8 protein-coding genes and 1 tRNA gene are annotated in these 11,825 nt (G+C 41.6%); 1 reads left to right on the top strand and 8 read right to left on the bottom strand.

Going from position 1 to position 11,825, the window contains the following annotated elements; genetic code table 11:
• Window positions 1-93: 93 nt before the first annotated feature.
• Complete coding sequence (locus LV85_RS01965; RefSeq protein ID WP_111316523.1) at window positions 94-339, bottom strand: hypothetical protein; 246 nt, start codon at window positions 337-339, stop codon at window positions 94-96.
• Window positions 340-800: 461 nt separating this feature from the next.
• Between LV85_RS01965 and LV85_RS01970 the strand changes: the two genes are divergently transcribed.
• Window positions 801-873, top strand: a tRNA-Gln gene (locus tag LV85_RS01970).
• A gap of 67 nt (window positions 874-940) precedes the next feature.
• Here the strand turns inward: LV85_RS01970 and LV85_RS01975 are convergent.
• The 7 genes from LV85_RS01975 to LV85_RS02005 all read right to left on the bottom strand — a co-directional run bounded on the left by LV85_RS01975 (window position 941) and on the right by LV85_RS02005 (window position 11,812).
• Window positions 941-2,455 carry a sulfatase gene (locus LV85_RS01975; RefSeq protein ID WP_111316524.1) on the bottom strand — a complete coding sequence of 505 codons (1,515 nt, stop codon included), beginning with the start codon at window positions 2,453-2,455 and terminating at the stop codon, window positions 941-943.
• A 49-nt stretch (window positions 2,456-2,504) separates the two neighbouring features.
• On the bottom strand, window positions 2,505-3,557 hold the full coding sequence (locus tag LV85_RS01980; RefSeq protein WP_111316525.1) for a glycoside hydrolase family protein: 1,053 nt from the start codon (window positions 3,555-3,557) through the stop codon (window positions 2,505-2,507).
• Window positions 3,558-3,623: 66 nt separating this feature from the next.
• Window positions 3,624-5,864 carry an alpha-L-fucosidase gene (locus LV85_RS01985; protein ID WP_111316526.1) on the bottom strand — a complete coding sequence of 747 codons (2,241 nt, stop codon included), beginning with the start codon at window positions 5,862-5,864 and terminating at the stop codon, window positions 3,624-3,626.
• 215 nt (window positions 5,865-6,079) lie between these two features.
• Window positions 6,080-7,234: an aminotransferase class V-fold PLP-dependent enzyme gene (locus tag LV85_RS01990; protein WP_111316527.1), complete on the bottom strand. Its 1,155-nt coding sequence runs from the start codon at window positions 7,232-7,234 to the stop codon at window positions 6,080-6,082.
• Between the two features lie 53 nt (window positions 7,235-7,287).
• On the bottom strand, window positions 7,288-8,004 hold the full coding sequence (locus LV85_RS01995) for an EcsC family protein (protein WP_111316528.1): 717 nt from the start codon (window positions 8,002-8,004) through the stop codon (window positions 7,288-7,290).
• Window positions 8,005-8,078: 74 nt separating this feature from the next.
• On the bottom strand, window positions 8,079-8,825 hold the full coding sequence (locus LV85_RS02000; RefSeq protein WP_146260409.1) for a hypothetical protein: 747 nt from the start codon (window positions 8,823-8,825) through the stop codon (window positions 8,079-8,081).
• Between the two features lie 266 nt (window positions 8,826-9,091).
• Window positions 9,092-11,812: a M14 family metallopeptidase gene (locus LV85_RS02005; RefSeq protein ID WP_111316530.1), complete on the bottom strand. Its 2,721-nt coding sequence runs from the start codon at window positions 11,810-11,812 to the stop codon at window positions 9,092-9,094.
• Window positions 11,813-11,825 lie beyond the last annotated feature (13 nt).

Raw genomic sequence — 11,825 nt, forward strand, 5'->3', positions numbered from 1 at the left:
ACTGTCGCCATGTCGTAATTGAGTTTGGTCACTACATTTAACGACTTTCATGGCTATGGGTGAATTTCCTCTATTTTCATGAATGTTTTATGCTTAATTCAATGCCTTCTCCAGGCTTTCTACCAATTTCTTGGACACTGACCTGCTGTTCTGCTCTCTGGCTTCTTTAAAAAGCGTTAAAGCCTGCTCAGATTTTTCGATCAGCCCTACAGGATTGTTATCATTCTTGAAACTTCCCCAGCACCACGTTAGCTCAGCAGCTAAGGTTTCGCCTGCTTTCAACTTGGATAATTTCTGTACCACTTCAGGTACCGTCTTTTCTAATTTCTCAACTTGCATGGTAAATAATGGTTTAATGGTTTTTCAATATTTCGACAAAAATGCAAAAATATTTCTGATTACACAACACAACCCACTCAGTGTTAACAATATCATAATTAAACAGACTATTCATTCTGTTTTCTGAAATCGCAATTTCTCATCCACAGTGATTTGCTACACCCACTTTTCTGCCAGTGTACATTATTTTTTAGCAGGATCTCGACAAGCTCAATACTGAGTTTATCATAGTATGCCGAGCTGAACCATAAATTACTTCTTCACCAGTATCCAAGTAAAAAAATCAGGTTAATGAATTAGAGAAATATCGCTTACAAGATTATTTGACAGTATTTTCAACTGATTCAAAGGCAATTAGCCTAAAAAGGCAAAATTGTTTAAATACAGGCTTGGAAAAAAAGAAGCAAGACTTTACCTTTGTGACACTTTAAGGGAGACCCGAAAGGAACCCGAAGTAAAACTGGCTTATGGTGTAACTGGCAACACGTCTGATTTTGGTTCAGAAGAGTCCAGGTTCGAGCCCTGGTAAGCCAACAAGTTCAAAAAAAAACCGCTGAAATTCAGCGGTTTTTTTATGCCTATATTTTCAGATCCTCAGCCCTTACAAGGCACTTGGGTAAGCAATAGGCAAACCCGTTGCTTTTTCTATTGGCATCTGCGCTTCAGTATCTTTTAGAAGCTTTGTCATCAGGACTGCTAATTGACTAGTCTTATCTGCAAGCTTTACACTCAAATCATTTGTCTCCCCAATATCTTCAGCTAGGTTAAATAATTCCAATTGACCGCTAATATGATGATAAATCAACTTCCAGTCTCCTTGCCGCACGACGGTGTAAGGAGGATTATAATAGGTGTTAGGGTAATGCCATAATAATGCTCGATCAGAATCTGTTTTCCTATACCCCTTCAATAAAGACACGAAACTTCTTCCATCAATACTTTTATTGATATCCTTATTCAATCCAGCCATTTCTAAAAAAGTAGGATACACATCCTCAATGATCACATAGTCCTTAGTGACCGATTCAGGCTTAACAACACCAGGCCACTTGACAATCATAGGCACACGAATCCCTCCTTCATAAGGACTCAGCTTATATCCTCTCAGCGGAAGGTTTTGAGGCACTTGCTTGTGAGCGCCATTATCGGAGGAGAATATAATAATGGTATTCTCTGCCACCCCAAGCCGGTCAAGCTCATCCATAATATCTCCAAGGGATTTATCCATGCCCTCAATCATTGTAGCATAGATGGCTTCACTTTGACTCAAGCCTTCGTCAATATACTTCTGATAGTATCGCTCATCTTTTTCCCAAGGCGCATGAATTGCGTAGTGCGACATATACAAATAAAATGGCTGTTTGTCTTTTACAGCCATTTCTACCGATTTGATAGCTTCTCGGGTCAAAGCCTCCGTTAAATAGATATTTTCCCCATGATATGCCTCTAAGCCCGGAACATCCCATCTATGATCACCAGCAACTCTCCAATCTGCACTATAATCATGAATCCCTAAATAACTCCCTGGTCCACCCGCAGCATGTCCACCAATATTCACATCGAAACCAAAATTCAAAGGATTCTCCCCGGGCGTTCCTGCTGCACCAAAATGAGCCTTCCCAACATGGATGGTTTTGTAGCCTGCCTTTTTCAATAGAGCTGGCAATGTATTCGCATAAACAATAGTGTGTGGAATCCCCGATACTGGACTTAGCCCATTCAAATTCCAATCAGGTGATTTTACTTTAGGATTATCCTCATCAGGAGATACGTTCTTAGTTAATGTCCAGTTGGTTACCCGATGTCTAGCAGCAGTCAAACCAGTCATTAAACTCACTCTAGAGGGAGAACACACTGCACTGGAATATGCTTGCGTAAATTTCATCCCCTCCGAAGCTAGTCGTTCCATATTTGGAGTTCGGTATCTCTTATTGAGCTCTGTCACCTCAGTGTAAAATGGAACAGAAGTGTCCTGCCACCCCATATCGTCTACTAAAAAGAAGACAATATTGGGCCTTGCTTTTTGCAAATCAGCAGAATCACTTTTGACAGAAGCCTTTCCAAAAACTGGGGGAATTAACAGAACAGTCATTACTATTAGTATTCCGCGTTTCATGGTATGCTTGGTTACTTTAATAGGTTATAAAAAAAGAATTGCTGAATTACTACTCTTGCACAGGAATAGTTACGATGTAGGAATCATCACCTTTTTTGATCGCCAAACCCAAGACTCGTATCTCTCCATTTTCTCTAAATACAAATGGCCTTTCCATTCGATCAGGAATAATCGAAGTCCCATCCTTCCTTTTGATTTCCTTAGGCATTATTTCATATTCCTCTGCCTTTTCCCAGTGAATACCATCGGCAGAACTTACTAATCCAATGAAGGTATGTGCATGAAAGATTCCGTAATACTTGTCTCGCTTTTGATCATACCAAAGTGACATATCTTCTGTATCCATATAATCGATTACAGGATCTGGTTGTATGATAAATGGACCGGTAGGGCTATCCCCAATCCCCATAGCCTGATTCCTTACGAAATTAGGTTCATTTGGCTTATCGCCTTTTACAATAAGGTAATATCTTCCGTCTTTACCTTTATCAATCGCTGGGTTGACTGTTAAAGTAGTGATTGGACCCGAAGGTTCAATTAAAGGGTCATCAAATCTTTTCCATGGACCTGTCAGTGAATTTGCCACCGCAACTCCTGTTCTCTGATTAGGTCGTAGGATCTTCCATCGTGGATGGGAATACCCCTCAAGGCTAATTTCCATCAGCTCATCCTCAGTAAAGCTGGAATCTCCCAAATTGCTAGATATATAATACAGGTAATACTTTCCATCGAAATATTTGATCTTAGGATTATGGGCAGTAATAGCATCCCAATACCCAGCGCCCCGACCTTGTAAAACCGTCTCCTTATATTCCCATGGACCACTAGGGTTCTCGGACACCGCATGCGCTACTTCAGAAAAGAGTAGCCAGCCAGTAAATTTCGTGGCTCTTGGCCATCTGGAATAGAAAAGATGATAAAGACCATCCTCTGCTTTAACTATTGAACCTCCCCAGTTAAAATAGTCTGGCGAGCGAAAAATATTATCCTCATCAATCTCCCCAATTTTACCTTCGAACAAAGCTGTCTCAGGTCTTGTTTGCGCAATGGACATTTGGCTAAAGCAGCTAAGTAATAATAGTATCAATCCCGATCTAAGCATTTCTTGGGGCAAGTTTTAAATTCAATTCAGTTATAATCTGCACTTTGAGAAAATCCTCCTGCGGCATCAATTTATCAAGACTCCAAACTCAGCTACAGCGGCATGCTTTTGACCTCCTGCGATCTGAGTAGCTTTTAGCTGTATAAAACGCCCTTTTACTGGAGCAGAAAACTCATGGCGTCTTTGGCTAGGATCATTGATAAGATTGCCAAATTCAAAAGCCTCCACCAATTTCCAATTGCTGCCATTATCGCTCACATAGATCTCTCCTCTTTCGATCATTCCTTCCGAATCGTTTCCAGGAGGAGCGTAAATGAACCCAATGATATTTTGCGAAGTACTCAGGTCAATAGAAATGGATTGCCCAGAGCCATTAGGCTTGGATTTCCAATAAGTTTTGTCATTTGAGTCAAAAGCTTTTTCTGCCTCATGCTTCACTGATTGACTGCTCATTTTATCCAGTTTCCAATCTTTTTTGATCGCGCCAAATTCCCTTGTGCTTACTGCACCTTTATCAGTTTTGCTGAACGCCACAGCTTTCACAGAACCATTCTCTAACGGAAATAAACCTTCGTAGCTAGATGATTCTTTGGTAGGCTCAGAGCCATCTAGCGTATAGGTGATATGCATATCCTTATTCAGATCACCAGCGATGTCCTGCTCATAGGTATTCCATCCAAAATCTTCTTTTTTAGCCGCAATCATCACTTCTCCTTCTTTGTTTCGACTAATCTCCAATTGCGGTGGACGATTTTCAGCATAAAAAGCAGCTACGCGACTAACCGCTACCGGAAAGAATCTAGCCTCAACAACCTTAATTCTAATTTTATCGGTAGTCACTTCAGCAAAGCGCAGAATGTTTTTATATCCGATATTTTTGCCATTGGCTACCATCTTCCATTCGCCATTTACCCAAGCTTCCACTTCAAAAGCTGAAACCCTTTCACTATGACCAAGAATATCCTCCTGAAGCATCAACCTGTTAATCGTAGCTGGCTTGTCAAGCTCAATGACAATTCCTTCTGCTCCTTTTTCTAGCAGTAAATAGCTCTCTTCATCATCTTCCAATACTTCTGAAGGTCCTGAAGCTGAAGCCAGCAAATTATCTCCATAGGTCGCCCTGATTCTTTCCCCAACTTCTTTTAGCACCTTCACATCTCGTTGAGCAAACAAGCCTTCTGTATTTGGCGGTATGTTCAATAGAAAAATAGAATTACCTCCAACAGATCGCTCATAGATATCAAAAACATCGTCAGCTGACCTAACACCTTGCTCATCATCATTCCTGTAAAACCATCCTTCTCGAATAGAAGTATTAGTTTCTGCTGGTTGATAGTGTAAGAAATTAGCTTGGTATAGCTTATCCAAACCTGCGACATTTTCTCCAGTGATATCTGAGAAACGGTTCATCTTATTGGGATCCTCCTCATACGGAATCACATTCCACTCTTCATCACGTGTCATCCCTGCTTCGTTGCCACACCAGCGAATATCCTGGCGACCAAAAATCACCGCTTGAGGAGCCAAAGTTCTAATCAATTCCTTCCAAGCATCATAATCATAGGTCTGCCCTCCTTTTGTTTTGGGATGAGCTCCATCAAACCAAACCTCTTCTATTCTTCCATATTCTGTCAACAATTCAAATAGCTGATTCAAAAAATACTCGTTGTAATCATCGACCACAAAATCAAAACTTGTCTTATTCTCAAATGGAGCACCATCCACAGGCCTTGGGACAGTTCTTGCAGTCTTTTCACTCAGATTACCATACAGTCCGTCTGGACTCTCAATCTGAAACAAATCTGCCGGAGACAAGTAAACACCCAATTTCAATCCATACTTTTCACATGACTCTGAAAGCTCCTTGAGCACATCTCCTTTGCCATCTCGAAAGCCAGTAGACATAACACCATGTTCGGTGTAGCGTGATTGCCAAAGCACAAAGCCATCATGATGCTTCACCGTGAGAATCACCTTTGTCATCCCTGCATCCTTCATGGTCTCACACCACTGATCGGTGTCCAAATTTTCAAGTTCAAAAACAGCAGGATCTTCCATCCCAGAACCCCATTCTTTTGCGGTAAAGGAGTTCGGGCCAAAGTGCACAAAAGCAATAAACTCATCCTTCAGCGCCTGGTATTGATTGGCAGTGGGTACCACATGAGCAGCCTTGATACGAATGCTATCTTCAGTATCGTCTTCGTCCACAGCAATGGTGGAAGCGGTGGGCATGTATTCTTGCTCTATTGGTTTAGCACAGGAAAAACCTAGGATTGCAATGGCAATCAGTAGTTTATTGAATTTCATAACAGGGTATTTGTTCTAATCTCCAATATAGGCAATACCTTAATTTTTATTCAAAAGAGGGGTGATTAATTAAAAAATTTAAGAAACTGCTACTCCCAAATTCTGTGATTAAAAATAACTTTCATTAACCCCATTACAAGGCAAGGAGATTCTATTCTGATATCTAAGTAAAATGGATGAAGTCTAAGTTTTAATTCCTTTTCCAAAACTATCTTCTATTCCTTCCTGCTCATTTCCAATACCTCGATCAATTTCTCAATATCCGCAGCAGTATTAAACACATTCACCGATACACGCAAATTGCCTCCACGATTGGATACTGAAATCTTATTTGCATGTAGATTGCTTTTCAAAAGCTCCGAGTCAAAAGCTTCTGAAAGCTTCAAACCGAAAAGATGCGAAGAGGTAAACTGCTTTTCTTCGAGTAGCACATTCCGGCTTTTCAGATAGTCATAGAGTGGAATAGTGAGTTTATGGCAATAGCTCTCTATTTCTGACACTCTCCATTCATTGATTTGCTTCAAAGCTTCATTCAGCATAGGAAGCAGAATGAAACTGCTCATCTCCCCCACATTATAGCGACCAGAATCCTCTGTGTACTCATGATCGTAATTGGTCAAATTGCCAAAATCTTGTGAATTGGTACGGTTCATCCATGATTCCTCCAGCGGCTGACCTCCGTCAAAGGCAGGCCCGAAATAAGAGATCCCCAACCCATAGGGGCCAAAAAGCCATTTATAACTAGCACAAATCAAGGCATCGATCTTAAAGCGTTTCACGTCCATCTCAGCCGCCCCAACAGACTGAGTTCCATCGACAATGAAAATCGCCCCCACAGATTTACATTTTTGCCCTATGCTTTCCAGATCGAATTTCAATCCATTCATCCAATGCACGGAGGACATCAGCACCACAGCAGTCTCTGAATTGATACTTTCCAGTAAATTCTTGTTCCAGCTTTCTGCAAGAGTCGACGCATCCTTATCAGGACCAACTACTTTCAGCGAAGCATGATTCTCATCACACCAGGATTTCAACGAAAAATATCCGCTAGGAAACTCATCTTCCAACACAATCGCATGCTGGCCTGGATTACAGGAAATATTGCGAAGTGCGGTGGCAAAGCCATAGGAACTTGAGGGTATCAAAGCAACTTGGAATGGATCACAATTCACTAAGTCAGCAAATCGAGCTTTCGCTTCCTTGGGTAAATTGAAAAAATCCTCTGGAGCAATACTCGTAGGATTCCTATCTCGAATGAGTGCTCCAATGGCAGCTTGCTCAGCCGATTTCAAAAGTGGCCCTTTATAGCCACAATTGAGGTAATGAATATCCGGATCAAGGCTAAACAGATGTTTCTGAGAGTCCATAGGTTTGAGTTAATTCGTTTTTTGAAATTGCAACAATCTGCCTTAGCAGCTCATCATTCTAACACACGTAATCTATAAGCGTTCATTGCATACTTACCCAAATGCTCAGTCAAGCGGTAATTTGCAATTGCCCCCACTCCTGCTCCTACGATAGGGATCAACTGAGCCAGTTTCGCGAGATCTATATAATCTCTATAGTCCAATTGAAAAGTCTTCCAATCGAAATCATTGAGGTCAGTGGGTAGGGTATGTCGATACTCATCCCAATTTTCCACCAGACCGATCAACTCATTTCTTCTCTGCTGGGAGGAAAAACTAAGCTGAAAAACATAGAGTAAAAAAAGACGCTCGTGGTAATCCTTGGTATCAAAACCATAAAGAGCAGCTATGTCGAAAAGCATTTTCATCTTGATGCTCAAAAAAGCGGGAAAATCGGCAAAGCCTAACAAAATCCCTCCAGCTCCAGTTACTGCCCCTTCCGCAGAAGCCGTATTTCTATACCATTTGATTCGGCTTCTCACTTTAAACTCGCGCTGCTTGAATGACAGACTTCCATTGGGCCTAGGAACAATCCAACTCGAACCAGTAAGCACAACTTTGACCATATGTTCAACGGCCGTAGTCACGACGGTGTGGACCTTTTCAGGAATCCACTGATTGATTTTGTTCTGGATTCCATGTGTCAGCTTGCCGCCAAGACTTGGTTTCTTCTTCATTCTATACTGCCAAAGCGCGAGTTCAGCATGGGCATAATGTAAATAGGAGTCCATAAAATCAAATTAGTTTACCTTAGTATCAAACGAGATCCTGAGGAATAGTTACTAAGATCAAACACTTTGGCGAATCATTCATCAAAGCCAGGACGAATAAATTGAGCATAATTTGGAACTAAGGCTACCATGAGCTTCCTGGATTTCTCCAAAAGCACCAGCAAATTCAAAATCGAATCCTGCTCAGATTCAAGCAAGTCGAATAATATTTTCCAAGCTTGCATACTTCGCTCAATTGAGATCATCGCAATCTTTGCAGAACCATTACAACTTTTCTCTGATTCTGGATATTCCTCCCAAATGTCATCAGCAAGATCATGCAATACTCGCTTAGACTTTACATGAATAAAAAATAAATACCATTGTATCACTTCAAGAGCTTCTTCAACTTTCGCTTTTTTAGCCTCTGCTTCTGAAATCTCCATCGATCCAAGATTTACTTGACGAGCTAACTCTTCCAAATAGGATTTGATCTTTGGTGACTCTAGCCAATCCTTCCCTTCAAATAAATACTCGTCAGTAATCAGGCTCAAGGGATGCTCATCCAACATTCTATCCTCCTCCTCAATCGAAGTGTCAGCTGCATTATCTTCTGAGATCTGCGAGAGATCAATACCATGCTTTTCTGCCATCGCATGAAGCATGGATAATGTCTCCTTGAAGTTATCAGATAAAGTTTTCCAAAAGTCTTCTGGATTTTCTAAATCTCTTTCTTGCTCCTTCTCAAACACTCTACATCTAGCAGTAAATAAACAGCGCTCACACCAACGATCGCACCAGTTATGAATTCCTGAGATAAAAGTTGAGTTGGTTTCATCCATGATTTATAGGGCTAGGAAGAGCTATGATTTGCATAGGTCTAAGATAAAAATATTTCCAAAATAAGAACTCATCACCGGTCCTGCTTCTGGAGAAGCAGGACAACAGAATAATACAAGCTAAGCTCTAAGCTCCCACTTAAGCCACCGTTCCTCTCATCACGCAAGCCAACAAATACTACTAACTCAACCTTCCTCCCCAACCTAGTCAATGAGCCCACAAAAAAACCGCCTCTCTCAAGGCGGTTTCAAATTTCAAGTAGTCATTCTTATTTATACAAACCATTAAACAGCATCTTAAAAGTGCCATGAGACTGAGCTCTGAAGGTAATCTCCGGCCCGAAAGCATAGAACTTCCCTTTGCCCATTTGAGCTTCAAAAGCCGTCACTCCATTTTTCAGGTACGACTGTCCCCATGCCCATCCACTTCTCAATGGCTCTTCCTCACCAAACCAGGCGATTGGCTTCACTCCATTATTTCCTGCGCTAGGAGCAAGCTTAAATACAGGGCTTCGATTGAACATGATGTAAGCACTTTCGCCCATACCATAATTCATCGGCACAGAATTATCTACATGCATTTCCAACACTGAACCTGGCACATAATATTTCTCACCACTTAGAGATTTGGCTTCTCCATTAGCATCGATTTCTACCAAGGCATCTTCCACCGGCAATCCAAAGTGATACGCAAGTTCAGTAGCTGAACCAACAGAAATCACTTTCCCACCGTTCTCTACAAATGATTTCAAAGCAGGCACTGACTTATCTACGGAGAAGCTCCCTAACATATGTCGGTATTTTTCATCAATTTCGTCAGGATTAGGCTGAGAACGAGAATAGCCTCTAGAACCAGCAGAAGGGATCCCAGAACTGATAAATAGCATCACATCATAGTTATCATTCAGATTACCTGCGTCAATTTCTTGTGGGAATACCAACTGATATTCAAAGTGGAATTGCTCCATCATCCAGCGAACCCATCCAGAAGGCATAGAACCTCCATAGTAGTCATACAGACCAATACGAGCGGGTTGGATTTGAGTGGCTCCTTTTGGCATAGAAGCAGATACAGGATAGACACCGTATTCTTTGGCCGCCAATTCCAATTCTTTTTTTCCTCCACTCACATAGAAGGAACCTGCTGGTAGCCCATCCACCATAGTTGTGGTTCTGTACACTTTCACCTTAGCTTTCAGCAAATCATTCACAGCCATGAAGCTATTGTTATTTCTAACATCAAGTAAATGACCTGAGCCATTTGCCAAGGGTTTGGCAGGAGGAGACTGAATTTCACCATAAGGAATTCTAGTAAATGGACCATCGAAATCTTCCATTACCTTATCCACTTCTACGCCCATTTGTAGCGCCAATGTCCAACCAGCGGCATCATAAGGACGAATCGGAGGTCCTCCAGGGTAAAGAAAATCATTCGGGTGATCCTGCGGCTCAAACATATCCAGCACATGAGGTCTGAAAGCCTGTGCAGTTTTCACGATGAAAGAATTAGCTGGATAGCTTTTGCCATTGACAGTGAAATCAGCTGTTGCTTTTTCTACTAATATCCCCGACTTGATCAAGGCATTCATAAACTTGACAGCCGTTGGGAAATCAGGCTGATCTGCTGACAGCACATAACCCCTAGGATCTCTATTGGCAGGATCTGTGTAAACCGAGTCATAGAACTGAGTTGGGTATCTTGATCTCGAACCATAGTTATTTCCGCCCCCATTACTCCCATTCGTGTTCTTTTGTGATTTTTGGTATGCATCTTCTACCGCTTGCGCATACTTTGGATACATGGTCCAATTATCCTGACTTCCTTTTTCGATAGACTTTCTACCCATCAGGTAGATGTTCAACAGTAATTCATCGCCATGACGCACTGCATGATTTAGTATCGCATAATTCAAGGAAACTGAATAATCAATGGATTGTCTGAAATGCCATTCCTGTGGAGTTACTGGATATGGTGTTCCATTATTTGGAATTAAACGCTCTGGCACCAAAGGAATATTTGTTGGCGTAGGATTACCGATGATTTCAGTAAGAATACCGATGATGTTGTGATAATAAGGAGTCGTTCTCAACCCACCATTCCACCAGGTAGAAAATACCGAGCCATCCAGCCTAGTATAGCCTGGACGATCTTCCTGATTCATTCTATTGATCATCGCTGCTCCTACTGCATCCAAACTCGTGATGATCAGAGGATCAAACACGTGATTGAAAGGATCTCGGTAAGGAGGTCCAGCGACCACAGTTCCCGCAGGACCTGTCTGATGATGATTGTAAATAATCTGTGGAATCCACTCCACGTACTGCTGAAGCGACATATTAGCAGCTTCGCTCATATTATTCATGTAAAAATCACGGTTATTATCGTGCCCCACATACTTCTGATAAAGAATCGGAATATTCTGATCGCGCTCTTCCGGGTTATCTTTTCTCATATACCAGTCAGACATGATTTCCATTCCATCTGGGTTGGCATGCACTAGCAAAATGATCACATCGTCTAGGATTTTCAGCGTTTCCGCATCGTCTCTAGAAGCCAGTTGATAAAGTGTTTCGATCAATTGATGTGGCCCCACTACCTCATTGGCATGCAAACCGCCATCAATCCACACGACCGGCTTTCCAGCTATAGATAGCTTTTCAGCTTCTTCTCTGCTGATTTCAGCATGGGCAAGTTTCTGAGATATTTCTCTGTATTGCTCGAGCTTCGTAAAATTAGCCGGAGCAGTCACGATCATCATAGGCTGAGATCTACCGTACTCGGTTTTACCTATCTCTACCATCTGGACACGATCACTAACCTCAGCTACTTTCTTGAAGTATGCCTCTGTCTGGGTGAAATTGGCAAGTTTGTAATCTTCACCTATATCAAAGCCAAAATGTGATTTTGGCGTTGGTACATTTTGCGCGAAACTGCCAAAAGAAAAGGCAAATAGCAGCAATAGAAAAGTAAATCGTAATCTCATAAGCATAGGGGTTGGTTTA

This window comes from Algoriphagus chordae, assembly GCF_003254055.1.
In the GTDB taxonomy this organism is placed as follows: domain Bacteria; phylum Bacteroidota; class Bacteroidia; order Cytophagales; family Cyclobacteriaceae; genus Algoriphagus; species Algoriphagus chordae.

Excerpts from the sequence above, each read along its gene's own strand:
- LV85_RS01965 (WP_111316523.1), bottom strand. The coding sequence starts at position 339 with ATGCAAGTTGAGAAATTAGAAAAGACGGTACCTGAAGTGGTACAGAAA.
- LV85_RS01975 (WP_111316524.1), bottom strand. The coding sequence starts at position 2,455 with ATGAAACGCGGAATACTAATAGTAATGACTGTTCTGTTAATTCCCCCA.
- LV85_RS01980 (WP_111316525.1), bottom strand. The coding sequence starts at position 3,557 with ATGCTTAGATCGGGATTGATACTATTATTACTTAGCTGCTTTAGCCAA.
- LV85_RS01985 (WP_111316526.1), bottom strand. The coding sequence starts at position 5,864 with ATGAAATTCAATAAACTACTGATTGCCATTGCAATCCTAGGTTTTTCC.
- LV85_RS01990 (WP_111316527.1), bottom strand. The coding sequence starts at position 7,234 with ATGGACTCTCAGAAACATCTGTTTAGCCTTGATCCGGATATTCATTAC.
- LV85_RS01995 (WP_111316528.1), bottom strand. The coding sequence starts at position 8,004 with ATGGACTCCTATTTACATTATGCCCATGCTGAACTCGCGCTTTGGCAG.
- LV85_RS02000 (WP_146260409.1), bottom strand. The coding sequence starts at position 8,825 with ATGGATGAAACCAACTCAACTTTTATCTCAGGAATTCATAACTGGTGC.
- LV85_RS02005 (WP_111316530.1), bottom strand. The coding sequence starts at position 11,812 with ATGCTTATGAGATTACGATTTACTTTTCTATTGCTGCTATTTGCCTTT.